Annotated in this window: 26 protein-coding genes and 3 pseudogenes; 21 read left to right on the top strand and 8 right to left on the bottom strand. The window is 56.7% G+C overall.

All coding sequences use genetic code 11. From position 1 onward, the window contains the following. Positions 1–63: 63 nt before the first annotated feature. A complete protein-coding gene (locus tag ATO67_RS14700; RefSeq protein WP_067650612.1) occupies positions 64–1203 on the bottom strand; it encodes an RHE_PE00001 family protein in 1140 nt (379 codons plus the stop codon). A gap of 189 nt (positions 1204–1392) precedes the next feature. On the opposite strand from ATO67_RS14700, the gene ATO67_RS14695 reads away from it, so the two are divergent. The 4 genes and pseudogenes from ATO67_RS14695 to ATO67_RS14675 all read left to right on the top strand — a co-directional run bounded on the left by ATO67_RS14695 (position 1393) and on the right by ATO67_RS14675 (position 5071). Then, positions 1393–2541 (top strand): tyrosine-type recombinase/integrase, encoded by a 1149-nt coding sequence (locus ATO67_RS14695; protein ID WP_067650609.1) that lies wholly within the window; start codon positions 1393–1395, stop codon positions 2539–2541. A gap of 23 nt (positions 2542–2564) precedes the next feature. Next, positions 2565–3011 (top strand): hypothetical protein, encoded by a 447-nt coding sequence (locus ATO67_RS14690; protein WP_067650606.1) that lies wholly within the window; start codon positions 2565–2567, stop codon positions 3009–3011. Between the two features lie 268 nt (positions 3012–3279). After that, positions 3280–4068 (top strand): annotated as a pseudogene (locus tag ATO67_RS23880) (IS5 family transposase). Positions 4069–4072: 4 nt separating this feature from the next. Beyond that, complete coding sequence (locus tag ATO67_RS14675; protein ID WP_067650597.1) at positions 4073–5071, top strand: NAD(P)-dependent oxidoreductase; 999 nt, start codon at positions 4073–4075, stop codon at positions 5069–5071. Positions 5072–5095: 24 nt separating this feature from the next. Here the strand turns inward: ATO67_RS14675 and ATO67_RS14670 are convergent. Next, positions 5096–5319, bottom strand: a pseudogene (locus tag ATO67_RS14670) (sel1 repeat family protein). Between the two features lie 2 nt (positions 5320–5321). Here ATO67_RS14670 and ATO67_RS22455 point away from each other — a divergent pair. Beyond that, positions 5322–5546: pseudogene (locus ATO67_RS22455) on the top strand (transposase); the annotation flags it as partial. A 64-nt stretch (positions 5547–5610) separates the two neighbouring features. On the opposite strand, the gene ATO67_RS14665 reads toward ATO67_RS22455, so the two are convergent. The 5 genes from ATO67_RS14665 to repA all read right to left on the bottom strand — a co-directional run bounded on the left by ATO67_RS14665 (position 5611) and on the right by repA (position 11654). Next, positions 5611–6804 (bottom strand): GGDEF domain-containing protein, encoded by a 1194-nt coding sequence (locus tag ATO67_RS14665; protein ID WP_067650594.1) that lies wholly within the window; start codon positions 6802–6804, stop codon positions 5611–5613. Positions 6805–7399: 595 nt separating this feature from the next. Next, entirely contained in the window at positions 7400–7990 is a 591-nt protein-coding gene (locus tag ATO67_RS14660; RefSeq protein ID WP_067650591.1) for a hypothetical protein, read from the bottom strand. Beyond that, on the bottom strand, positions 7987–9228 hold the full coding sequence (gene repC / locus ATO67_RS14655; RefSeq protein ID WP_067650588.1) for a plasmid replication protein RepC: 1242 nt from the start codon (positions 9226–9228) through the stop codon (positions 7987–7989). The genes ATO67_RS14660 and repC overlap by 4 nt, the downstream gene beginning before the upstream one ends. Positions 9229–9383: 155 nt before the next feature. Beyond that, positions 9384–10379 carry a plasmid partitioning protein RepB gene (repB, locus tag ATO67_RS14650; protein ID WP_067650585.1) on the bottom strand — a complete coding sequence of 332 codons (996 nt, stop codon included), beginning with the start codon at positions 10377–10379 and terminating at the stop codon, positions 9384–9386. A gap of 84 nt (positions 10380–10463) precedes the next feature. Continuing rightward, complete coding sequence (repA, locus tag ATO67_RS14645) at positions 10464–11654, bottom strand: plasmid partitioning protein RepA (RefSeq protein WP_067650583.1); 1191 nt, start codon at positions 11652–11654, stop codon at positions 10464–10466. 385 nt (positions 11655–12039) lie between these two features. Here repA and traI point away from each other — a divergent pair, with 385 nt between their 5' ends. The 13 genes from traI to ATO67_RS14580 all read left to right on the top strand — a co-directional run bounded on the left by traI (position 12040) and on the right by ATO67_RS14580 (position 23157). Then, the gene (gene traI / locus ATO67_RS14640) at positions 12040–12678 is read left to right on the top strand and encodes an acyl-homoserine-lactone synthase (RefSeq protein WP_067650581.1); all 639 of its coding nucleotides are present in this window, start codon (positions 12040–12042) and stop codon (positions 12676–12678) included. Further along, positions 12675–13652: a P-type conjugative transfer ATPase TrbB gene (gene trbB, locus ATO67_RS14635; protein WP_067650580.1), complete on the top strand. Its 978-nt coding sequence runs from the start codon at positions 12675–12677 to the stop codon at positions 13650–13652. The genes traI and trbB overlap by 4 nt, the downstream gene beginning before the upstream one ends. Further along, positions 13642–14025 carry a TrbC/VirB2 family protein gene (locus ATO67_RS14630; protein WP_067650578.1) on the top strand — a complete coding sequence of 128 codons (384 nt, stop codon included), beginning with the start codon at positions 13642–13644 and terminating at the stop codon, positions 14023–14025. Before trbB ends, ATO67_RS14630 begins: the two co-directional genes overlap by 11 nt. Then, the gene (locus ATO67_RS14625; protein WP_067650575.1) at positions 14018–14317 is read left to right on the top strand and encodes a conjugal transfer protein TrbD; all 300 of its coding nucleotides are present in this window, start codon (positions 14018–14020) and stop codon (positions 14315–14317) included. The genes ATO67_RS14630 and ATO67_RS14625 overlap by 8 nt, the downstream gene beginning before the upstream one ends. Positions 14318–14327: 10 nt before the next feature. After that, complete coding sequence (locus tag ATO67_RS14620; RefSeq protein ID WP_067650572.1) at positions 14328–16784, top strand: conjugal transfer protein TrbE; 2457 nt, start codon at positions 14328–14330, stop codon at positions 16782–16784. Then, the gene (gene trbJ, locus ATO67_RS14615; RefSeq protein WP_067650570.1) at positions 16756–17562 is read left to right on the top strand and encodes a P-type conjugative transfer protein TrbJ; all 807 of its coding nucleotides are present in this window, start codon (positions 16756–16758) and stop codon (positions 17560–17562) included. The genes ATO67_RS14620 and trbJ overlap by 29 nt, the downstream gene beginning before the upstream one ends. Then, positions 17556–17732 (top strand): entry exclusion protein TrbK, encoded by a 177-nt coding sequence (gene trbK / locus ATO67_RS14610; protein ID WP_067650567.1) that lies wholly within the window; start codon positions 17556–17558, stop codon positions 17730–17732. Before trbJ ends, trbK begins: the two co-directional genes overlap by 7 nt. A gap of 4 nt (positions 17733–17736) precedes the next feature. Continuing rightward, positions 17737–18924, top strand: a complete 1188-nt coding sequence (gene trbL, locus ATO67_RS14605) for a P-type conjugative transfer protein TrbL (RefSeq protein ID WP_067650564.1) — start codon at positions 17737–17739, stop codon at positions 18922–18924. A 20-nt stretch (positions 18925–18944) separates the two neighbouring features. Next, complete coding sequence (locus ATO67_RS14600) at positions 18945–19607, top strand: conjugal transfer protein TrbF (RefSeq protein WP_067650562.1); 663 nt, start codon at positions 18945–18947, stop codon at positions 19605–19607. Positions 19608–19623: 16 nt separating this feature from the next. Beyond that, complete coding sequence (trbG, locus tag ATO67_RS14595) at positions 19624–20439, top strand: P-type conjugative transfer protein TrbG (protein WP_067650559.1); 816 nt, start codon at positions 19624–19626, stop codon at positions 20437–20439. Positions 20440–20441: 2 nt separating this feature from the next. Continuing rightward, a complete protein-coding gene (gene trbH, locus ATO67_RS14590) occupies positions 20442–20882 on the top strand; it encodes a conjugal transfer protein TrbH (RefSeq protein WP_067650556.1) in 441 nt (146 codons plus the stop codon). 11 nt (positions 20883–20893) lie between these two features. Then, the gene (trbI, locus tag ATO67_RS14585; protein WP_067650553.1) at positions 20894–22192 is read left to right on the top strand and encodes an IncP-type conjugal transfer protein TrbI; all 1299 of its coding nucleotides are present in this window, start codon (positions 20894–20896) and stop codon (positions 22190–22192) included. A gap of 260 nt (positions 22193–22452) precedes the next feature. Further along, positions 22453–23157, top strand: coding sequence for an autoinducer binding domain-containing protein (locus ATO67_RS14580; protein WP_067650550.1), 705 nt, complete (start codon positions 22453–22455; stop codon positions 23155–23157). A gap of 2 nt (positions 23158–23159) precedes the next feature. Here the strand turns inward: ATO67_RS14580 and ATO67_RS14575 are convergent, their stop codons facing one another. Beyond that, positions 23160–23483, bottom strand: a complete 324-nt coding sequence (locus ATO67_RS14575; RefSeq protein WP_067650547.1) for a transcriptional repressor TraM — start codon at positions 23481–23483, stop codon at positions 23160–23162. A 217-nt stretch (positions 23484–23700) separates the two neighbouring features. On the opposite strand from ATO67_RS14575, the gene ATO67_RS14570 reads away from it, so the two are divergent. The 3 genes from ATO67_RS14570 to ATO67_RS14560 all read left to right on the top strand — a co-directional run bounded on the left by ATO67_RS14570 (position 23701) and on the right by ATO67_RS14560 (position 24979). Further along, the gene (locus ATO67_RS14570) at positions 23701–23919 is read left to right on the top strand and encodes a helix-turn-helix domain-containing protein (protein WP_067650544.1); all 219 of its coding nucleotides are present in this window, start codon (positions 23701–23703) and stop codon (positions 23917–23919) included. Positions 23920–23984: 65 nt separating this feature from the next. Continuing rightward, positions 23985–24608 (top strand): DUF433 domain-containing protein, encoded by a 624-nt coding sequence (locus ATO67_RS14565; protein WP_067650542.1) that lies wholly within the window; start codon positions 23985–23987, stop codon positions 24606–24608. Next, complete coding sequence (locus ATO67_RS14560; RefSeq protein WP_067650539.1) at positions 24605–24979, top strand: DUF5615 family PIN-like protein; 375 nt, start codon at positions 24605–24607, stop codon at positions 24977–24979. Before ATO67_RS14565 ends, ATO67_RS14560 begins: the two co-directional genes overlap by 4 nt. Positions 24980–25000 lie beyond the last annotated feature (21 nt).

Here is a 25000-nt window from a genome sequence, read left to right as displayed (position 1 = left end):
GCGCTTCAACGAAAACACAGGGCGAGCCTACATGAAGTGGCGGCGATAGGTCAGCTCGACTGCTTATTGTACCCCCCACGCCCGAAACCTCCCCCTCCCCGTCATCTCCCTGAGCCCCAGCTCCAAAACAATCCGCCGCGCCGCCTGCGGCGTGACGTCCAGCGTCTTGGCCACCATCCCGGCCGACACGAGCGGTTTCGCCATCACCAGCTCGACCAGTTCCGGCAGTTTTGAAGACGTCCGGCGCCCGTCCAGCTTTCGGTCCATCATCGTTTTCGCCAGCATCAACCGGTCATGCTCTTTCAGACCGAGCTCGGCGGCCGCGATCAGGCCGTGAGCAACGGCAAGCAGCCGCGTTTCCCTATCGCGATGCCGGCGTCGATCGACGGGGATGGTTTTCAGGCCAAGGTTGATGGCGGCCAGATGGGCGCCGGTGGTAATCCCCGCCTGACGCAGGATCGAGGCGCAAAACAGCCGGCCGAGCCAGGGCGCATGCTGAAGGACGGAGAGCTCGTTCCAGGCATCGAGGGCAGCGATCGCCTGCAGCACCGCCGGCAGGTCTTGCACTTCCCGCAATACGCCGCGCCATTCGTCGAGTCTGGAATCCTCGTCCCAGTCGAGATCATAGATCATCGGATCTTTGTCTGGGTCGCCGCCACGCCCGGGCCGCGTTGCGTTTTCGATCGCGGCCTCCGATCGGGCGAGAACCGCATCGATGGCGGCATAGTCGACGCCGGGAAGCCCTCCGGCTTCGTCGATGTCCTCCCCCTCCCCTTTTAGATCATTCAAGCCAGCGCGCCGAATGCCGCCCGCCACCTCTCTCTCCTCGGCGCCGACCGGTGTGATCTCCGCGGTTTTCCGCAGCGTCCGAATGCCTTCCTGCGATAGTGCCCAGTTGGGCAACTGCGCGGCAATGCGTCGGCGGGTGCGAAGGACGTCGCGGGCGATGGTGAGTTCGTGGGTGGGGGTGCGGATGTCACGGGTGGCGTCATGCAGGACGAGGTCTTCGAGGTGGACGAGTTCGCCGTCGATCCACAGCGAGGCGCAGGCGTCAGAGAACTGGCTGCGTTCTATAAAGCCCTGGCCGACCGATGAACGGGCGATACGCTCGTCCAGACGCGTAAGGGCGATACCGGCGTCGAAAGCCGGCCGCATCAAGGGTTTCATGCTGATTTTCGCGAGATCGTAAGCCATTGAAATCATGGTAAATGATTTCTTAAAGGAACACTATCCGATTATTACGGTTCCTAACATGCTATGGTTGGGGGTTGAACTTCTAACCATCGATAAGTACCTCTTATCGATGGTTGTTGATTTCGTGGCTCAAATCGAGGAGAATCGGGGCAAATCACGGTCCTAGCGGCCGCCGAAACCCGCGATTCTGGAGCCAACGTGGCCAGACCGACAAAATCACAGACATCCGTCGAGCGGCGCGCCGAAGAGCTCGACACGATTGCGTCCGTTCTGCCGCTCGAACGGCGCGACGAACTTGCCGAGCTTTTGACCGACCAGGACATCGAAACGCTGCGCCACCTCGTCAACGCCGGAATGGGTGCCAACACACTCCGGGCGTTGACATCGGATCTCGCCTATCTCGAAGCCTGGGGCCTGGCAGCCACCGGACGATCGCTGCCCTGGCCGGCACCCGAAGCCCTTTTGCTCAAATTCGTCGCGCATCACCTGTGGGACCCTGAGAAAAAAACGACCGATCCAGATCATGGCATGCCAGCCGCGGCGGATGACAATCTCCGAAGGCAGGGGTTTCTCAAATCCGTCGGCCCGCACGCGCCAGCCACCGTGCGTCGGCGTCTGGCCAACTGGTCGACGCTGACAAAGTGGCGCGGCCTCGATGGTGCCTTCACCTCCCCTGCCCTCAAATCGGCCATTCGCCACGCCGTGCGGGCCGTCCCTCGGACGCGACGCCGTAAGAGTGCCAAGGCGGTTACGGGCGACGTGTTGGCAAAACTGCTGGCCACCTGCGCGGGGGACGGCCTACGCGATCTGCGTGATCGGGCGATCCTGATGGTCGCCTTTGCCTCCGGTGGCCGTCGGCGCAGCGAGATCGCCGGACTTCGGGTGGAGCAATTGACCATCGAGACGCCGATCGAGATGCCGGACGGCCCTCCCCTCCCCTCTCTTGCCATTCATCTCGGTCGGACTAAAACAACGTCCGGTGAGCAGGACGATACCGTCTATCTCACCGGCCTGCCGGTCGAGGCTCTCTATGCATGGATGGCGGCGGCGGAGATCGACAAGGGCAGTGTCTTCAGGGGGATCGGGCGATGGGGGACGGTGTCGAAGCGAGCTATCGATCCGCAGTCGGTCAATGCGATTTTGAAGCAGCGGGCGGAGATGGCTGGGTTGGAGGCGGGGGAGTTTTCCGCCCATGGGCTGAGATCTGGTTATCTGACCGAGGCTGCCAATCGCGGCATTCCCCTTCCCGAGGCTATGGAGCAGTCGCGTCATAGGTCTGTTCAACAAGCATCCAGCTACTATAACAATGCCACGCGGCGCAGCGGTCGAGCGGCAAGATTGCTGTAATTGAGAGGCTCGGAACTTACTAAATGACAATCTTGTTCAAAACGACGATCACGGAAGACAAGGCATTTTCAAAAATCGAGGAGGCGCTGAACACCGGTCAGGAATACGACGGCTATTTCAGTATCGCGGACGATGATGGCGAGACGCCTCTGCCATGGGGGCCATCAATGAGCGGTGAAGAATTTCTTGCGAAAGTGAGAGAAATGCTGGAATTGACGTGGAAAGCAGCCCGGTTTTGGGTTGTCTATGACCGTCGAGAGGATCGTGGAGATCCTGATGCCATCGTGATGCGCAATGCAGCGTTTCGTATCTCACGCGGCTATAACGGCGTCATCGTAGCTTCGTTAAGTCTCCTCGGACGGAAAGACGCTGAGCAAGATCTCGAACTGATTTTCGTCTGTTTCAGAGAAGATTTCCAACGTCGCAACTTTAGAATTCGCTTTGAGAACAAACCCGTTAAATCTCAGTGATGCCGAGCCAGCCTTGCGCCGATACCGTTGAGAGTCGGCGTTGCTGTCGGTGCGCAGTTCTGATTCACTTCTTCTAAGGTTTTAAGAGGACGTGCCGCTCGATGTTGAACCCGTATAACAACGTTTCCTGCGCGACCATTCGTTCGCCCGAGTGACTCTGATTACTCAATAAGCTAGGTCCTGTTGACAAAGTGGATTCCCGAATCGGTGGAAGCATGATTCAAGACTGCTTTTTAGGAGGCGGTTTTGGCACGGCGACCTGACGGATATGGAATGGCGGATCATCGAAGGGCTTTTGCCCTCGGAGCGCGGTAGAAAGTCCCGGCCCGCGCATGACAATCGACGGTATCTGAACGGCATGCTACATGTTCTGCGGGTCGGCTGCCCCTGGCGCGACATGCATGAGCGCTACGGAAAGTGGAATTCCGTCTATGTGCGCTTCCGCCGCTGGGCGGAACAAGGGGTGTGGGCTGCACTGCTTGAAACGCTGGTCGAGTTGGGGCTGGCCGATGACCGGCAGCACATGATCGACAGCACCACAGTTCACGGCCACTCTCAGGCTGCGGGCGCTAAAGGGGGACTTATAAGGAGGCTTTTGGTCGATCACGTGGCGGCTTTTCGACGAAAATCCACGCCTGCGCAGACGATCAGGGAAGCCCTCTCGGCTTCATCCTGACAGGCGGAGAGGCTTCCGACTACAATGCTGTTTCTGACCTGCTGGCGATGCCGGTTGGCAAGCCGAGGCGGTTTCTTGCCGACAAAGGATATGACGCTGACTTTCTACGCGAGGAGTTGCTGCTCCAAGGGACCAGGCCGGTCATCCCGCCGAAGGCCAACCGGAAAGCCCCGCCCGCCTGCGACTTTAGAGCCTACAAGGATCGAAACCGCATCGAGCAGATGTTCAATCGGATCAAGCAGTTCCGTCGTGTTGCTACCCGATACGACAAGACCCGAAAATCTTTCGAGGGCTTCCTCGCCCTGGCCGCCGCAAAAATATGGTTGCCATACTGTTGTCAACAAGACCCAGGTTTGTTCGGGTAGTTCATTTGGAGGCTAAAATCTTGACTGTTGCTTTGGTGGGAACGTCGTCCTTTGATCGGTTCTTCAATCCAGCCCATGACGCGTTGCAACGGCGCGGCCATGGTGTGGCACGGTTCGTCACGCGCGAGGAACTGCTTGCCGCCGTTGATGCACTGCAGTCTTTGGAAATCCTTGGCGCGACCTCAAGCTTTGCAGCCGACCGGGAGCTGTTTGCCAGGATGCCGCGTCTGCGCGCACTGGTTTCTCCGTTCACAGGGGTCGAAGGGTTCGATGTTTCGGCCGCGACGGAAAACGGCATCCTCGTGGCGAATGGCCAGATTGCGGAAAACACCGTCAGCATGGCCGAGGCCGCAGTTCTCTTCACCCTGGCTTCGCTCTATGACCTTCATGGCACGGAGCGCTACCTTCGCGAAAACCTGCCGCGTCCCTCGCAGGTCCGTGCGCGCATGCTCATGGGAAAGACAGTTGGCCTGATAGGGTTTGGCAAAATTGGACAGGCTATCGCGGAACGGCTGTCTGTATGGGGCGTGAGGCTCGTCGCTTCGGTGCGCACGACGCGATCGATGCCCGCCTACGTCACCTCCCAGAGCCTCGATAAAGTGCCCGCGACAAGCGATGTCGTTATCATGGCGGCTGCACTCACTCCTGAATCACGGGGAATGCTGGATCTTGACGCGTTGCGCCGAATGAAACCGGACGTGGTGTTTGTCAACATCACGCGGGGCGGCATCATCCCCGACGATACACTCGCCTCGCTCGCCGCAGAGCGACCGGCTATGCGCCTTGCCCTCGATGTGTTCGACCCGGAGCCGTTGAAAGAGGATAGTCCGCTGCGCGACCTTCCGAACGCCATCCTCACCCCACACATGGTGGGACATACAATCGACTCTCAGATGCGCCTGCGGGAGGCATTTTGCGAGAACCTTCTCGCGGTGGCAGAGTGGCGGGTGCCTGAATACGTCGTCAATCCGTCTGTGATCGAAACGTGGCTGGTAAAACAGGACAGCCCACAGCTCTAATTGCGTCCGAGCTTGTATCACTCATCAGTGCATCGTCATCCATTCGCGGGCGGCGCGTAGTGCAGCGGCGAGTTCGGCCTTATCGCCGGGGCAAGGTCACCGCGCAGTGCTGCAGCCCGGTCGGAGCCCTTGATGGCGGCGATGTTCAGCCACTTGTGGGCGGCGATGAAATCAACGGCGCAGCCACGACCGGTCGCATACATGAGCCCCATTTCGAAGAAGATGTCGGCGTGATTGTCGCCGCCCATTCCAAGGGATCAGGCCGGTCATCCCGCTGAAGACAAACCGGAACGCCCCGCCCGTATGCGACTTCAGAACCTACAAGGATCGAAACCGCATCGAGCGGATGTTCAATCGGATCAAACAGTTCCGTCGTGTTGCTACCCGATACGACAAGACCCGAAAATCTTTCGATGGCTTCCTCGCCCTGGTCGCCGCAAAAATATGGCCGCCATACTTTGTCAACAGGACCTAGCCTGTCTCGAGTCGAAGTTCATACATACGGGTGGACAATGACCTGATGCGGCCAGTGAGGCTGATCATGCAACCGATACGACGCGCAGCTGCGGCGGCCTTGTCGGCGCCAACTGGCCTTCCAGAACGACCTGATTACGCCCGCCCGCCTTTGCCGCATAGAGGCAGACATCGGCGCGACAAATCGCATCATGCACCGAATGATCGTTAGGCCCCGTGGAAGAAACACCGAAACTTGCTGTGGTCTGGCTCAAGATTCCCGTCTCGTCCCAACCCTTTTCGGCAAACGAGACTCTCACGATATTTGCCATAATCCCCGCATCGGCAAGCGACACGCCCGGTATAAAAGCTACGAACTCTTCGCCGCCGAACCTAGTGACCACCGCGCCCGACGGCAGAAGTTCGGTCAGCACCTTGGCGAGACCGACGATGACCGCATCACCGGCCGCATGGCCGAATCCATCATTGACCTGCTTGAAGAGGTCAATGTCGCAAACCAGCACTGCGCCTGACGGAAAGCTGCCCTTCCGAAAATCTGGGACAGCCCGCTCGAAACCGCGACGGTTGAGAAGATCGGTCAGCGGATCGTATTCCGCCGCGTGGCGATGTTGGCCGATTACATCCAGCATCATTGTGCCAAGCACAGTGAGCGCCAGCAGGAAGCCCAGCACACTTGCCCCAACCTGCATAACGAAAGCGTAGTCGGACGACAGGAATTGGTCGAGTGAGACATAGCCGTCGCCGAACGTGGACAGCAAAAGCGAGGAAAACCGCACGATAGTTTCCGCAACAACCAGCCCGACCATTCCGGCAAGCAGTCGGTCGATCGGCCTTCTGATTTGATCCCGGACCTGCAAGAGCGGCAAAAATAGTAGAAGCGCGCATGCCATATCGCTCGAAATTAGCTCGCTCCTAAGATCATGCTTTTCGACGATAAGATAAGTGACAACGGCTTGAGCCAGAACGGCAATACTCAGGCGCAGGGCAAACAAGGAGCGGCCAAGGCCAAAGCGATGCAGAAGCGCCTGGCCATAAAAAAAGAATGCGGCAAAGAAGAAGACGTTCGAGATCACCGCTTGAGCCTCGCGCGACAGCGCCACAAGCAGAAGAGGCGCACAGAAACCGAAGGCGGCAGCAATATAGCCTAGCCCCCAGTAAAGCCCGGAGGCAATGCCCCAGCGCTGTGTAAACAGAAATGAGCAGCCGAATGCCAAGAAGATAAACGGCAAAAGATATGCGAAATTATCGTGCGATTCCATGAAGCCCCCGCACAATAAGCTTCCCCCGAAACACCAGTGCTGGGAGGAATATAGGGCCGGAAGATTAAGAAACCCTAGCTGCCCCGCTGACGGGCGCGGCGATGATCCGCCAGACAAGCGTGCTAATCTCGCCGACCCAGAACACACATTGAGGAGTGTGTCGCCAGCGACCTTGCTGCACGAGAGTGCTACCAACGCGGGACCTTCGTAGTCTTCGACCCAGACTGGCCTGAAAAACAACTCAGTTTGCGGCTGACCACGTGCGGCTAGGCAACTCGCCACGAAACCAATGGGTCGGAGATCGTCCGTCTTGACGTCCTGATACCGATCTTCATGGTATGCTCCCTTCCTCGTCTTTAATATCTCTCAAATCGTATAACACTATGAAATTTCTGATAAAATGACAAAAAAAACCGGCTGACAAGTTCTGCTACTCCTACCTCAGGGGACCTATCACGGGGCCGAATGCGATTGCGGCCGTTTGCTCCGACACGGGTTAACGCATCGCATGCTCCCTAAGAACAATATCCCTCAATTCGAAGCAATCGAGCGATTTTGAAAATGCCGAAAGACTAGTCGCCACCAAATTCATCTCTCACTTGACCGCCCGTCGGACGGTGCCGGTGATACCCAGTAAAATCTGGACGAGATACCATGATTGTTGGCGTTCCGAAGTCAACAGAGGCAGCCTTAAAGGCGGACCCCCAACTGCGCCGGTTCGAACTCCGACCAGCGCCATAGGATTGAATATCGTTGAGGTAGAGGTTCTTCGGAAAAGTCCTCCAGCTAAACTTTTGTTTGCCATGCCCGGTTCGCCTGATGGCACAGATGCCGGGAGGCGCAGGCAAAGCGTGATGTGATCGCATAGGATTGGCCAAGCGCGACCCCAACCTGATGTGTTCAAGAACTCATGACTCACAGCATACTTTTCGTCATTGTCGAGCTCGGAAATGATCTTATCCCACGCACGCAACCGGTCCAGGTGGTTAGTAAGATTATTGATGATGTTTGCAAACTTTGTCGCGTATTCGCCGGCATGACCTTGCCGGCATCCAGTGAATTGGGCAGAGTCCACGAATGGTATGGCATTAATTTGCCTCGGGTGCCGTTGCATCAAACGTGTCTCGAAAGCGTTGATATAGTCGACAAGTCTATCCGAGCGGTTCTGCGTAAAATCTTCGGTCACGCAACAGCACTCCCTTCACCGTTGGCCTTCAGGAGCGACATCAGCATCGGCCCGAGCGAAAACTCTCCCTGCTCCGATCTCTTCGTCAAGTCTCGCAGATAGCCACCAGGCGAGTTTATGAAATTCGATCGTTCGAGAATGCACGCCATCGCCACCGCGGCATTTTCGGGTCCCATCGCACTGCAGGCCTCCTCATAGGCTGACGGGCTGACGCCTAGCATCGAGCGGACCACCACGGCCGCCGTCATCAGTTCTCGCCAGTGTGCAATGCCGCCTACGGGACCGTAGTCGATAATCTGCGGGCAAGCCCTAAGGACCATACCAAGCGGGAAAGCCTTAATTTGTTCGAGTTTTGCCTTTGTCTTTGTGCCCGCCACACTCTTTGTTTTCGGTTCTTCCGGCACGTTTGCGCCCTGCTCTTTTTCAGAGCTAGGTTCAAGTTCATTTATAGATTCGGTTTTTGAATTCTGTATGTGCCGATCATTTGGAGCGGCATTGCCATGCATATTCTTAGATTCTACCTGCATCTCCAACATGTTGATGACTTCTTCACGCAGGAGCTCCATCTCTCCAAGTGTTGTGTCGACCTGGTTTCTGTCTGGATAGCGAGGATGCCGGCTAAGAATTCCAATGTATACTGTTTCAACATGCCCCCAATTGCCAGGGGCACCTTCCTCGATAGCAGCTGTAATTAGTTTGCGGACGTCTCGACGGCAAATCGTAAGCGTTTCTTTCGCCCGGCGAAACCGCATCCGCTCCGCTGCGACGTCCTGGGCCAGTAAGGCTAGCTCGGTGGATCGCGTGAGCAGCGGGCTCAGATCGAACCCGTATGCCTTTTCTATTTCACCATCGCGACTGCGATGTGCGTAACGTTTCCCGTTCGGACTATCACGACGCATGATGAGTCCAGCATCGACTAGCGCACCGAGCTGGCGCCGCAGTGTGCTTTCCGTGATCCCATGAGCGCGGACGGACAGCTGCGCATTGGATGGAAATACAACAAGCCCGTTCGAGGCGTCGAGTTGTGTATCAGGGTAGAATGTCAAAAGGGCATCGAGAACGGCAATTGCTCGGTCCTGAAGGCCGAAGCGCTCCCTCGTTTCGCACACATCGCGAAAGACCTTCCACTTTTCGACACGCGTGCTTGGTGTTGATGCCGCGATCGCGAACTGCTCTTTCACCAAGGCAAGCTTCGCTGGCCGCCGCCCAAAGGGCGTCGTTATATGTCCCGTATGCATTTTTCTTTCACCTTTCTTCAGGCAAAGGAAATTAGCTCACCAAATCGGTGCCAAGACTCTTGACTGTGATTCCGGGAAATGCGATTCTCAATCCTGCGAGAGATACGAGAGAGGCTTCCACGGTTTTCCGTTTGGGGGCCTTTTTCTTTTGCTGTTCAGTCTCCGTTGTTTTCCTGCTTCGACCCTCTGTACTCGACGTACAAACGATCCATGTGGGCTGAAAGCCACTCGCTGAAAGGTTTAGCTTCGACATTCGAGAGTTCGATCGCAACTTTCTTCGATTTGGCATTCATTACGAATTTCAGCGAAGAGTCAGTCGACGTCCAATCCTTCACGGAAGGACTGATCTTTGGCTTCTTGGCAGCTGATTTGACTTTGTAGCGCTTTAAAAAATCATGCAGTTCATCAAACCGCTCATCCTCGGTCAACTTCATGAAGTCGGCGGTTTCCGTATGCTCTGTGGCTACCTTCGAAAGAGCAGGGGCTAGAAGCAATTGACGGAGGCTCAGCCACCTATCGCGTCCTACTTTCTTGGATGCTCCTAGCGCCTTGAGGATCGAGGCCGGGACAGCTTCCACGACGCCCAGCATTTTCGAAAGCATCGCCTCGTCGATCGCAAGCGACGACCGAACCACGTCCTTCGTCATTCCAGACTCAATCAGGTTCTGTGCGAAATATGCACGCTCTATGAACGACAGGTTGGAGCGAGCGGAATTCTCCTGTCCCTGTGCAATAGCAGAAGTAACATCGTCCAATTTCTTGACGACTGCCTTGACCGAAATTCCAAGCTCTCTGGCGACCTTGAGACGGCGATGACCGAAGACAACCATGAAGCGTTGGCCGTCTGATGAGCTGGGGCGAACCAGAATCGGCGTTATCTGGCCGGATTCCCTTATCGCCTGCTTGAGCTCCTGGTATTCGTCGCCATCGTCGGAAAGGCGATCGGCGACAAAGGAACCGTCAATTAACTGCGGGTCCAGATCGACGATGACCTCGCCCTGCATCAATTTCTTGCTGTTCTCCGCCATATCCTCGATCGACCGAACGACGGTCTTAGCGGCCCCTGTCATGCCGTATCCAGGTTTTGTCGGCGTCTGGTTTGACGCGATTGACGCCATGTCGAGTTTTGCAAAAGGATTTTCACGTGCCATAGCCAGCCTCCGAACTCGCTTTCATCGTCGACAAGGAATTGAAATCGTTCCCAAATACCTCTGAAAAAACGGCTGACAAGTACGTCATCTGCGCCCCCATGCGCCGTGGATCAAGTCCTGGATTTCACCATTGGCCGCGTTCAGGCTCTCCATTGCCCGATCATAGGTAGACCGGACGAAATCGCCTCGCTCCACCTCGTACAGTGTTTGCTTTTTTATAGACGCGTCAGAAATGGCCGTTGATTTGAGCACATGATTTCGCAACATCTGTTGTGCGAACATGGATTGCATGAACCCGACCATCTGTGCCTGGGGGATGTCGGTCGGTTCGAAGCGCGTCACGAGATAGCGGAACCACTCGACACGCATCTCCGCCCCCGCCTCTGCGACCGGACCCATGATACCGCCCAGCATCATCAGGAATTGGCTCATTGACATGATATCCAGCATCTGAGGGTGGATCGTGATCAGAATACCTGTCGAGGCCATGAGCGCCGTGATCGTCAGATATCCAAGTTGTGGCGGGCAATCAATGACCACCACATCATACCTGTCGTCCACCTGCTTCAGCGCATTGAAAATGCGCATATAAAACAGCCGGCCGTCTTCACCTTTCTTGGAGGATATTGCCAGGGGGACGTCATACTCGTACTCCTGCAGGACCAGATTTGCAGGCACGACGTCAAGACCAGGGATATTGGTTGGCTGTATAACGTCTGCAATAGATTTCCGCTCCTCATCGAAACGAAGAGCCTCATACAGGGACGCCGTATCATCGAGTTCGGGCTGGATCCCGAAAAGGGAGGTGAGGGACGCCTGAGGATCAAGATCGACCGCCAACACGCGATGGCCGGTGAGAGCAAGGTACTGTGCGAGGTGTGCGGCAGTAGTGGTCTTGCCACTCCCGCCTTTAAAATTAACAACCGAGACGACCTGCATCGGTTCGCCCTCACGTCGCCGAGGAACGTAATACCTTTTGTCAGATTTCTTATTGGCCTCAAGATAATCCCGGAGTTCCAACATTTGATCAGCCGTATAGTAGCGGCGTCCGCTGACCGACTCTATCTCCGGGCCCTTCCCGTCAGAATGAAGTTGTCGGAGGTGGGTCTGGGTAACCCCCATAAAATCCGCGACTTCCCCTAGTTGGAATTTTCGAAGTCCTTTGCGAGCATCAGGAGGATACTGCTGGCTGCGTAACATATGCAACGCGTTGGAGATCTTGGCACCCTGCTGGGCAATCTCAATATCAAATCGGTTGGGCAGCGAGTTGCTCATTTTGCGAACTATTTCCAGTAGGGCATCACTTTCGAAAAAGTGGCCGCGAAGCCGTCATTTGAGAAACTATCTCGCGATTCCCATAATGCCGCAAGGGATTTAAAGTTAACGAAGAATTAAGACGCGGAAGGCCGTTTCTCATTGTTTTTGAAAAATTGTTAACAAAATCAGCTTTTTAACTCAATTTCGGACGAGTTCGTTCACTCTCCGTTTTACTGTGAATCCTACAAAGACTCCTGTGCAAAGCGACTTCGAAAGAAAGACAGGGCGCGACAACGTCTGTGAGAGGGATCCGACTCACGCTTCGACTTGTAGGATTATACAACTGCCGAGCCCTTCGAATCTGTGCTGATTTCCAAACCGTCCAACAATGACGGAGGGATTCATGCAGGTAATCGCGTTCTCAACACCCCGGACGATTCAGGAAGCTCGCCTCCTTCACCTCCAATACCAGCTTCGCGCGCGGGTGTTTTCCGATCGCCTTGGTTGGGAGGTCGATGTAACGGCAGGTTGCGAGTCGGATGGCTTCGATGCCCTTCGACCGACCTACGTTCTCGCGATTACCGAGACCGACCAACTGGCGGGATGCGCGAGACTTCTCCCGGCGCTTGGTCCGACGATGGTGTCCGACGTTTTCCCCTCGCTTCTCCCAGACGGTCAACTCATCGGTCATGCAGCGATGATCGAGAGTTCTCGGTTTTGCGTCGATACCACCCTCGCGGAGGGGAGGGGAAAAGGCTCGGTCCACCAGGCGACGCTGACCATGTTCGCGGGCATCGTCGAATGGTGCATGACCAATGGGTACACCGAGATCGTCACGGTAACCGATCTTCGGTTTGAGAGAATCCTCGCTCGCGTCGGATGGCCTTTGCGGCGTTTGGGCGAGCCGAAGAAAATCGGCGTGACAATCGCGGTCGCTGGCACACTTCCCGCCGACGCGGACACATTCGCGAGGCTTCGACCCTCCGACTACTGTTCTGAACTCGACCCTTCTCGGTCAGGTAGCCTAAGGAGACATTCGTGAACCAGCTTCGCTCTCATCCCAGACTTGTCCGCAAACTTCAGGAAGCGCTGGGCGATCAGCTTTGTGTTGCCCTGGATGACGCGACAGTCGTCGAGATCATGCTCAATCCGGACGGAAGACTGTTCATCGAAAGAATTGGCCATGGCGTTACGCTGGCTGGCGAGATGTCATCTGCAGCAGCGGAAATGGTGATCGGGACTGTGGCGCATGCACTTCAGTCCGAAGTGGACACCGAGCAGCCGATCATCTCAGGCGAACTGCCAATCGGCGGCCACCGGTTCGAGGGGTTGTTGCCTCCAGTTGTCGCAAAGCCCGCATTCACCATCCGGCGCCGCGCATCACGCCTCATTCCACTCGAAGACTACGTTCGCACAGGTGTGATGACCGAATATCAGGCCGCCACGATCCGTAGCGCGATTTCAGCGAGGCTGAACATCATCATTTCCGGTGGGACGGGCTCTGGTAAGACGACGCTTGCGAACGCGGTGATCGACGGAATCGTCAAATCGGCCCCCGAGGATCGTCTGGTTATTCTCGAGGACACTGCGGAAATACAATGCGCCGCCGATAACGCCGTCCTCCTGCATACCATTGATACGATCGACATGGGGCGATTGCTCAAGAGCACCATGCGGCTGCGTCCCGACAGGATTGTCGTCGGCGAGGTTCGCGATGGCGCAGCTCTTACACTGCTTAAAGCCTGGAACACTGGTCATCCGGGGGGCGTAGCGACCATTCATTCGAATACCGCCATGTCAGCGCTGCGGCGTCTCGAACAACTGACCGCTGAGGCGAGCCAGCAGCCGATGCACGAGGTTATCGGAGAAGCGGTAGACCTGGTCATCTCCATCGAGCGAACACCGCGCGGGCGGATCGTACGCGACATCATCCAGGTCGAGCGTTTCATCAACGGACAGTACGAAATCGAATCCGATCAGCTCACGGAAGAACAGGAGGCGCGCGATGTCGCGTAACCATACCCTCATCGCCGCCGCGTTCGTGGCGGCACCCATCGTTTTTGCCTCGGTTGCGCCTGCGCTGGCCAGTTCCGGAGGCGGGCTTCCCTGGGAAGGTCCTTTGCAGCAGATCCAGGAGTCGATCACCGGGCCTGTCGCGGGTGCGATCGCGCTTGCAGCCGTGGCGATCGCCGGGGGGATGCTCATCTTTGGTGGTGAGCTAAACGATTTCGCACGGCGACTTGTCTACGTCGTCCTCGTTGCCGGTATTCTTCTCGGCGCTACCAACATCGTCGGCTTGTTCGGCGCGACCGGTGCGTCGATCGGGCTGACCGAAGTGGAGATGATGCCAATTGTTCCAGACGTTGGAGGGGAGGGGGATCATGGCTGAGTCCCTGTCCGGCCTGCGGCGTAACCGCATCCATCGCGCGCTGTCTCGCCCAAATCTGCTGATGGGCGCCGACAGGGAACTGGTGCTGATCACCGGCCTTGCGGCCGTGATCCTGATCTTTGTCGTAATGACAGTTTACTCGGCGCTTTTCGGTGTTGCTGTCTGGGTCGTGATCGTCGGGCTGCTCAGGATGATAGCCAAGTCTGATCCGTTCATGCGGCAAGTTTATATCAGACACATTTCCTACAAGCCTAACTACAAGGCGACCACTTCGCCCTGGCGACGGTATTGAGGAGGAGGCCATGGTAGCTCTCAAGCACTTCCGGGTAACCGGGCCCTCCTTTGCCGATCTCGTTCCATATGCAGGACTCGTCGACAATGGTGTCCTGCTCCTGAAGGATGGGAGCCTGATGGCCGGATGGTACTTCGCAGGACCAGATTCCGAAAGCGCAACCGACCTCGAGCGCAATGAGCTCTCGAGGCAGATCAATGCCGTCCTGTCACGGCTTGGAAGCGGCTGGATTATCCAGGTCGAGGCCATCCGCATCCCAACGGTCGACTATCCGTCGGAAGACCGTTGCCATTTCCCCGACCCGGTGACGCGCGCGATCGATGCCGAGCGGCGGGCGCATTTCGAGCGCGAACAGGGACACTTCGAGAGCAAGCATGCGCTGGTCCTGACCTACCGGCCGCTCGAGTCCAAGAGGACATCTCTCAGCAAATATATCTATTCCGATGAAGAGAGCCGGAAAAGGTCTTACGCGGACACGGCGCTCTTCGTGTTCAAGAGCGCAGTACGAGAGATAGAGCAATATTTTTCCAACACCCTTTCGATCCGGCGAATGGAAACCCGCGAAACAATCGAGAGGGGAGGGGAGAGGATTGCTCGCTATGACGAGCTCCTTCAGTTCGCAAGGTTCTGCATCACTGGCGAAAGCCATCCGGTCCGGCTTCCCGACGTCCCCATGTACCTCGACTGGATCGCGACCGCCGAGCTTGAGCACGGGCTGACGCCAAAAGTTGAGAACCGTTTCCTCGGCATCGTTGCGATCGACGGTTTGCCGGCCGAAAGCTGGCCGGGTATCCTGAACAGCCTTGATCTTATGCCGCTGACCTATCGGTGGTCGTCACGTTTCATATTTCTCGACGCAGAGGATGCTCGGCAAAAGCTCGAACGCACCCGCAAGAAATGGCAACAGAAGGTCCGACCGTTCTTCGACCAGATCTTCCAGACACAAAGCCGCTCGGTCGATCAGGACGCGATGACAATGGTCGCTGAAACAGAGGACGCGATCGCACAGGCTTCATCGAAGCTTGTTGCATACGGCTACTATACGCCCGTCGTCGTTTTGTTCGACAGCGATCGCGAAGCACTGCAGGAGAAGGCCGAAGCGATCCGACGACTGATCCAGGCAGAAGGTTTCGGGGCAAGGATTGAAACGCTCAACGCTACTGACGCCTATCTCGGCAGCCTGCCGGGTAACTGGTACTGCAACATCCGTGAGCCGCTGATTAACACCAACAATCTCGCCGACTTGATCCCGCTTAACTCGGTGTGGTCCGGAAGCCCGATCTCCCCAAGTCCGTTTTACCCGCCGAATTCCCCGCCCCTGATGCAGGTTGCGAGCGGTTCGACGGCGTTCCGTCTGAACCTGCATGTCGATGATGTCGGCCACACGCTGATCTTCGGTCCGACCGGGTCAGGCAAGTCGACACTTCTTGCCTTGATCGCCGCGCAGTTTCGCCGCTACGAAAATGCGCAGATTTTCGCATTTGATAAAGGTAGCTCGCTGCTTCCCCTGACACTCGCTGCCGGCGGCGATCATTACGAGATTGGCGGTGACATTGCGGAAGAGGGGAGGGGCCTGGCTTTCTGCCCATTGTCCGAACTCAAGACCGATGCCGACCGCGCCTGGGCGTCGGAGTGGATCGAGATGTTAGTCGGTCTGCAGGGCATTACGATCACCCCGGAGCATCGCAACGCCATCTCTCGGCAGGTCGGCCTCATGGCGAAAGCATCTGGCCGCTCACTCTCGGATTTCGTCAGCGGCGTTCAGTCGCGCGAAATCAAGGACGCGTTGCACCACTATACCGTCGATGGCCCCATGGGTCAGCTTCTCGATGCGGAGGAGGACGGTCTCACGCTCGGAACCTTCCAGACCTTCGAGATCGAGCAGTTGATTAATATGGGAGAGCGTAATCTCGTGCCCGTGCTGACCTACCTGTTCCGGCGGATCGAGAAGCGTCTGGATGGTTCGCCGAGCCTGATCGTACTCGACGAAGCCTGGCTCATGCTCGGTCACCCGGTCTTCCGCGACAAAATCCGGGAATGGCTTAAGGTCTTGCGCAAGGCGAATTGCGCTATCGTCCTTGCGACCCAGTCGATCTCGGACGCCGAACGGTCTGGTATCATCGACGTCTTGAAAGAATCCTGCCCGACCAAGATTTGCCTTCCAAACGGCGCCGCCCGCGAGCCCGGGACGCGCGAATTCTACGAGCGCATCGGTTTCAATGAGCGGCAGATCGAGATCGTCGCAACGGCGATACCAAAGCGCGAGTACTACGTCGCCACGCCGGAAGGCCGGCGGCTCTTCAACATGTCGCTTGGGCCGGTCGCCCTGAGCTTTGTCGGCGCAGCGGGCAAAGAGGATCTTAAACGAGTCCGCATCCTTAAATCCGAGCACGGTCGTGAATGGCCGATCCGCTGGCTTGAAACGAGAGGAGTTCACGATGCCGCATCGCTACTCAAGTACGAATAGAAGGGTTGCTTGCTTGGCGGCGGCGCTTGCCATTACGGTTGTCAATCAAGGTTCGGTGCAAGCCGGTTCAGCCACCGGCGCCGCAACGGAATGGACGCAGCTCGCCAACAACGCGCAACTCGTAGACCTTATGAAAAGCTCCGGCATCCAGGTCGACAATCAGCTGACCCAGATCAGCCAGTTTGCGGAGCAGATCCAGAACCAGCTGAAAATTTACGAAAATATGCTGCAAAACACTGCGCAGCTTCCCAGTTATGTCTGGGGAAAGGTCGAAAGTGATCTCAACCAGCTACGCAGCATCGTCGAACAGGGTCAGAGCATCTCATTTTCTATGGGCAATGCCGACGATGTTCTTCATCAGCGCTTTCAGAGTTACGCTGACCTGAAGACAAATTTGCCTGATAACGCAACCTTCTCCTCGACCTACCAGTCCTGGTCGGACACCAACCGCGATACCATCGCCAGCTCGCTGAAGGCAGCGAGCCTGACGGCCGACCAATTCGATAGCGAGGAAGATACCATGTCCTCGCTGCGTTCGATGTCCGAGTCGGCTGACGGACAGATGAAGGCCTTGCAGGTGGGACATGAGATCGCCGCTCAGCAAGTCGCGCAAATGCAGAAACTTCGCGGTCTCGTCTCTCAACAGCTGACAATGATGGGAACCTGGCTGCAAACCGAACAGACCGACACGGATCTGGCACAGGCCAGGCGCGAGAAATTCTTCAGTGCGACGGCGCCCTCCATCTCAGGCGGCGAGAGGATGATGGTGGAATGGTGAGAACGAATGCACTCCTCATCGCAATCGCAACGATGCTTGCCGCGACAAGCGCCGGCATTTGGTTTTTGATCTCCGAACAGCAGGAAGCTCAGGAACGCAGGGCGAAGTTCTTCGGCTCATCGAACGACCACCCCACATCCGGTGGCGAAAAGATGAAAGTCGAATGGTGACAGGATGACCGCTACGACGATACTTCATCAGCTACGCGCCGCCATGCTCTTTGCCGCCTTGACGGCGGTCGCGGCCCAACCGGCCCTTGCGCAGGAAGGGTCAGTCTTGACCTCGCTCCAGAGCCAGATCACGACTGCAGCGAAGGGGTGGGAAACTACCGTCATGGATGCTGCGAGATCTCTGTTCTGGATCCTCGCAACGATCGAGATCGGCATTGCCGCCGTCTGGCTGGCAATCCAGTCCGCCTCGTTGGATAGCTGGTTTGCCGAACTTGTGCGGCGGATCATGTTCGTTGGATTCTTTGCCTTCGTGCTCGCACAGGGACCGACGTTCGCCAAGGCGGTCGTGGATAGCCTCTTCCAAATCGGCGCAGGGGGAGGGACGGCCTCACCAGCTGACGTATTCAACGCCGGTCTCACGGTGGCAACGAAAATGTCGGAGAAGGTACAGTTCGGTCTTTTCGAGGACAATGCGCTGGCAATCTCAGCCGCGTTCGCGATGGTCGTGACGGTCATCTCGTTTTCGCTTGTCGCCGCGATTTTCGTGTCGGTCATGGTCGAGATGTATATCGGCCTGCTTGCCGGCATGATTATGCTTGGCCTTGGTGGATCATCCTTCACCAAGGATTTTGCGGTCCGGTACCTGGTCTACGCTTTCTCCGTCGGAATGAAGCTCATGGCACTTGTCATGATCTCCCGCATCGGCTCCGAAGTGCTTATCGGCCTCGCCAATAAGCCGGATATCGGCGACCAGTTTCAGACCGCTCTCGCCATCGCTGGAATCGCCGTCGTCGTTTTCATTATCGCCATGTACGTCCCGAACATTATGCAGGGCGTTGTGCAAGGCGCGTCGGTGTCCGGAGGAATGGAAGCGGTCCGCCACGGCGGCCAGGCCGCGTCTTTCTCTGCGGGCGCTGGATTCCTCGCTGCTGGCGCGGCGGGCGCGGGTTTTGCGGCGGCACAAGCGGCTCGAGCTGGTGGCTCATCGGTCGCTGCTGCTGCTATGCGTGGCATGGGCGCGAGTTTCACCTCCGGTGCACAGGCTGCGGGATCAGCGGCAAAGGAGAAAGCAGTCGGTTCGCCGGGGGCCTACGCAGGGTCTATTCTCGGGTTGGCCAACGCGAAGCTCGATGAACAGCGTGGCGGTCACAGCAGACCCAAACCTCTCCCCGAACGCAACGACAAACCGTAATCGAAACAGGGGAAGAAGAAATGGCCGCAAATCGCGCCCCGGAAAACCCGTATCTTGCCGCTCGCCAGGAATGGACGGAACGCTATGGCTCCTATGTGAAGGCGGCTGCCGCATGGCGCATCGTCGGAGTCCTTGGGCTGGCCATGGCGGTGATCGGCTTTGGCTATTCGATGTATCTGAGTACGCGAGTCCGACTGGTGCCGTACATCGTCGAGGTGGACAAGCTCGGGACCGCCGTCACAGCAGGCTTTCCGCAGCAGATTGAGTATGCCGATGTGCGCGTGGTGCGTGCCACGCTCGGCAACTTCGTCACGAGCTTTCGCTCGATCACCCCGGACGCAGTGGTGCAGAAACAATATATCGACCGCACCTACGCGCTCCTCCGCACCTCCGACCCGTCGACCGAGAAGGTCAACACCTGGTTCCGAGGCAATTCTCCATTTGAGAAGGCAAAAGCTGCGACGGTTGCAATCGAGGTCAACAACATCGTTGCTCTCTCCAACCAGACCTATCAGATCGACTGGACCGAATATGAACGGGACCGCAAAGGGAAAGAAACCGGCACGCGACGGTTTCGTGGGATCGCGACTGTAACGATCACCGCGCCCCAGGATGAGGCGACGATCCGCCTCAATCCAATCGGCCTTTACGTCCGGGATTTCGATTGGACCGCACAGCTTTAAGGGCAGGGGATTTTAAATGCACAAAACACGACTTTTCTTGGCAGCCGCGGGCTGCATGGCCGGACTTGTCCTTGCGTGGGGCTCACATGCGCAGAGCATGACGAGCAACGAACTGAAAGCAACGAATCTCTCCAGGAAATGGCGCGGCACACCGGGGCTGGTCACGACAGGTCCGGACGGCAAGGTCATCTTTCTGTTCGGCGAGACCCAGCCGTCCGTTATCTGCTCTCCACTGCAGGTTTGCGACATCGAACTTCAGGGTGGCGAGATCGTTCGCGACGTACTTGTCGGCGACACGGTGCGGTGGAAGGTCGAGCCGGCAACGTCAGGGGCGACAGGCGGACAGGCGATCCATCTCATCGTCAAACCGTCGGAACCAGGCCTTCTCACCTCGATGGTCGTCACGACCTCCCGTCGCACCTATCATATTCAGCTCAAATCCCATCCAAGCCAGTACATGGCGCGGGTCGGCTTCGAGTATCCGGAAGATGTTTCCACCAAACTCGCCGACATGAATTCTCGTCTCGAAACTGGCGGTATTCCGGGCACTGCGCCGGAGAAACTTAACTTCTCCTACTCGGTGAGCGGTGGAGCATCATGGAAACCGAAGCGGGTCTATTCGGACGGGGTGAAGACCTACATCCAGTTTCCGAAGTCGATCTCTGGTCAGGATGCACCGGTGCTCTTCATCGTCTCCGGCGGTCAAAATCGCACCGTCAATTACCGGATGAAGAACGACATGATGACTGTAGACTATGCGATCGACAAGGCCATCCTCGTGTCTGGTGTCGGTTGGCGGCAACAGAAGATCACCATCCGGCGGGGAGGCTGACCATGCGCAAGCTTCTCGCATATCTCATCGTGGTCGCGTCGCTCTCCGGTTGCCAGACGGCGGACGGCGCACTGACCACAAGTTCGACGCCTGTGGCCGTCACGGGACCCGCCGCGAGCGCAATCGCCGGCGACATGGCGAGCCGCTTGGCTGAACAGATCGGCCCGGCTGGGTCTACGACGACGTTTAAAATGAAGAGGGATGCGTCCGAGTTCGCAGTTGCCTTCGAAGCAGCCCTGAAAGGGTGGGGTTACAGGTTCGTCACGGACGGCAAGGTCGGGAAAGACGCCAAGTCGGTTGAACTCGCTTATGCGATCGAGGGCTTCGACGGACAGATTCTGGCGCGGGTCTCTACCTCGTCAATCGCTCTGAGCCGTGCTTATACCCCGTCTGCCGCCGGAGCGGCGCCAGCCAGTCCGCTTTCGATCATGCAGCGCAACTGACGGAGTTCAAGATGGCCCAATCTCTCCAACTCGGCACGTCAAGCCAAGCAGACGAACAGAATGGCATGCGGCGGCTCAATCGCTTGCCGATCATCATAGCGATCATTGTCACCGTCGTTTTTATTGGGGTTGTTGTGATTGGTCTGTCGCTGCGAGGACTTTCCTTCAATCGTGGCAATATCAATGACGCTTCGAACAGCCCGGCCACGAGTTTCGGGGATCAACTCAAGCGAGGGATTTCTGATGGCATTATCGGGGAGCCGGAGAGACAGGAGACGTTCCAACCGACACCTATCGTGGTGGAAAAGTCTGAGAAGCAGGACCCGGTCATCGAGCGCCAGTCGGTTGAGCGACAAGACCGCCGACAGAGGCTCGAATCGGAAGAAGAGTGGAAGGCTCGCCTGAAGCGAGAGCAGGATGAACAATATATGCGCGAGGCACAGCGCCAACGCATGGCCCGCCTTCAGGCTCGTGCTACGGCGCTCGACTCGCCGCTGAAGGTTGACGTCTCGGATTTTGAGTCTGCCGCGGATACCAAAAATGACGCCGGGCGCCAGCCAGCCGCCATAACGGCGAACGGCACGTCCGATCTATATGCTGCGGCCCTGCAATCCGGCTTGATGGGACAGAACGTCGACCAGAATGGCCAAGGATCGAAGGAGGATTTCTTCAATCAGGACATCAAGGATCTTGGGTACCTGCCAAATCAGGTCGTGCCGCAGATATCACCTTATGAATTGAAGCGCGGCTCGGTGATTCCTGCCACATTGATCACCGGACTCAATTCTGACTTGCCAGGCCGCATTACCGCTCAGGTCAGCCAGAATGTCTATGACAGCGCTACCGGCCACCGGCTTCTCATCCCCCAGGGCGCAAAGCTCTTCGGCCGCTACGACTCCAAGGTATCGTTTGGCCAGGAGCGCGTTCTTGTGGTTTGGACGGACCTCATTTTCCCGAATGGATCTACCCTGCAGATCGGCGGCATGGCCGGCACGGATGCCGAAGGATATGGCGGCTTCCGGGACAAGGTCGACCGCCATCTGTGGAGGACTTTCGGCTCAGCGGCGCTGGTAGCATTGATCGGAACCGGGATCGATATGTCGATGCCTCAGAGTTCGACGCTGGCGACGCAGGACACAGCCTCCGACGCGGCAAGGCGAAATTTTGCCGAGAGCTTCGGTCGCGTTGCGGAAGAGACTATCTCGAAAAACCTGAACGTTCAGCCGACGATCCACGTCCGTCCGGGCTACAAGTTCAACGTCCTCGTCGACCAGGACATCGTCTTTCCGTCGAATAACGCCCTAAGATAATTTAATCTTTGGATGCTTCAATCATGGGCTTAAATATATGAGAATTTCATGCGCAGTATGTGTCACTTCCCTTACACATGACTCTAGAAACACTCGCAAAAGCTGAGTATTATAGGATCGCAACTTGATGGGCCATCTCGTCGTAGACTCAGATCCGTCACTGCATTTGCGAATGGCCTATGGTCGAGCAGTTTATATTTTATAACTTTCGGTGCCGCCTGGTTCGGGCCATCTCGCATTCACCGGATAGGAGAAAGTCAGTGGACGGTCACATTCGCTCACTCATCGACATGACTGAAGCCGCGCATGATGAGCGCATGATCAAAGGTGCCCTGAAGATATTTGCGCACGCATGTGGCTTTGAGCGCTTCGCATATCTTCATACCGAGGGGTTGGATCTGCGCACATTCAATTCTTATCCAGAAGATTGGCAGGGCGTTTATCTCAAAAGCCGATATTCCCGCATTGATCCCGTGGTTACGGAAGGCAAGCGTCGTATGGAATTGTTCTCCTGGACGGCTGACAATTGGGCGGATCGAGGGAGTTCCGAACTCAGGAGTTTTCGCGACCAAGCGGTCGATCACGGCATCAGGAGCGGAGTGACGATACCCGTTGAAGGGAGTTTCGGATCGACGATGATGCTAACATTTGCATCTTCGGCCCTGACCGCCGACGTTTCAAAGTTGCAGGATTCGCACATGGCGTTTCGAGCGGTTCTTGCGATCCATTACCGTTTGAAGATCATTGCTGCGACGACGATCATTTCACCAAAAAGAGTGCTGTCATCACGAGAGGCTATGTGTCTCATGTGGGCAACTAAAGGCAAAAGCGCGCCGGAAACCGCAATGTTGACAGGGATCAAATCGAGGACCGTGCAACATTATTTGGATAAGGCGCGAGAGAAGCTCGAAGCGGCGACTGTTCCCCACCTCGTCGCCATCGCCAAGGACCACGGCCTGCTCTAGCGTCAATCGTCAACATCTGTGGCAACGTCAGGGATGTAGCCGAGTGCATCGATGATTTCCGAAAGTTCTACTTGCTGGGCTTCGGACTTATGCTGGCGCACGAAGTATTCTCGCTGCAAGGACTCGACTACAGCGCTCGACACCGCAAGATCAGAGGACGCGCGGGTCCATTCTTCATAAACAGCTTCGTCGGCAACAATAAGTCGGCGGTGCTCTTTGATCGCAGCGATCGCCAGAGCCTCCATTTCCGACTTTTGCATAACGCTGAACTGTGATTCCCTGTTTTCTGCTTCGTCGTTACCATCGGCTGAGCCCGCATTATTCATTCCGCCGCCCCTAACGTCATTTTCGCACCGTCTGTCACAGAGGGTTCGCTCATATAAACGCCAACCCTTACATCCACAATCACTGGGTTCGAGGAATAGACTGGGTTCTTTGATCGAAACCCAACCAGTTGCAACCCGAGCTGACAGCGCCTATCGAACAAGCGTTTACATACTTTAGTTGATAAACTCAAAGTGTGTAAACAGCGATCTTCTGCGCATGGATATGCGCAAATTGGTCGGCTCTAACTTTGCACGCCTGCGTCGGGAGAAAGGCCTGACACAGGAGGAGGTAGAGGCACGTTCTGGTTTCAGTCAGCAATATCTGAGCAGTCTAGAGCGAGGTCGACGCAACCCAACCGTAATTACGCTTTTCGAACTCGCTCAAGCCTTGGATGTCAGCCACGTCGAGTTAATTCGTCCCGGGAACGAGAGATAGTAAGCGATACGACGGCCTTGAGATTTCGCGAAGCGTCGTATATATTCTTCTCAAGGAGAATAATTATGGTTGCAGCACTTCGTGAATATACACCTACCGAGGCGGCAGCCGTAAGCGAGATCGGCATTAAATCGGTACATAACGCAATCGACAAACGGATCATTGGAAGTCTGTCTTCCAATTCGCGCAGCCGTTCGATCACTGACGACGATCTGTTGCGCCTGAAGCTCTGGTTCGGCGTGGGTTCAATCCTTTCCGCCGAACGCAGGAAGCGCCTTTTTGCCGCCATCGACGAAAATCCTGAAGCCGACACCGTCAGAGCGGACGACTATCTGATCGTCGACGTTGCGAGAGCGAGGGAGCATTTAGCCGCGCGTGGCGAAGCGCTCAGGGAAGCGGACAAGATCATACACAGCGTGAAAGGCGTGGTTGGCGGCGAGCCGGTCTTCAAAGGCACGCGCGTTCCAGTCCGAACAATCGCTGCGATGAAATTGCAAGGCGCCGCTACGGACGAGATCGTCGAGGGCTATCCAGCTCTTACGACGCGTATGGTAGAGCTCGCCGAAATCTGGCTAGCGGCTCACCCCGCCCGTGGGCGGCCACGAAAGTTGTCGGAACAGGGGCTGAAAGTGAAGTCGGTGAAGCGTCTGCCTCTTGAAGCCGAAAAGCCCTCGGGCAAGACTTCGTGAAGTTTCTCGTCGATGAATGCCTGCACACATCGCTCGTGGCGGTGGCTCAAGAGCACGGCCACGATTGTTTTCACGTGAATTGGCTGGGGCTGAGTGGCGAGACCGACTGGGATCTGATGCCTCGGATCGTTGCGGAAGATTTTACCTTCGTGACGAACAACGCCCGTGACTTCAGGAAACTCCATGCGCGAGAGGATGTGCACGCTGGCCTGGTGATCATCGTGCCGCAGGTCCTGCCAGTGCAGCAGAGGGAATTGTTCGCGCTCGTTTTGCAGGAACTCGCCGGTTCTCCGGACTTGGTGAACGAGGTGATCGAAATTGCCATCGACGAGGGCGAGGCTCTGCTGACGCGCTATTCACTACCCGAGTGAAGAACAATCCCCGCTAATTTG

Source organism: Agrobacterium bohemicum (genome assembly GCF_001562555.1).
Classification (GTDB): Bacteria; Pseudomonadota; Alphaproteobacteria; order Rhizobiales; family Rhizobiaceae; genus Agrobacterium; species Agrobacterium bohemicum.
This window is presented reverse-complemented; position numbering and strand designations above follow the sequence as displayed.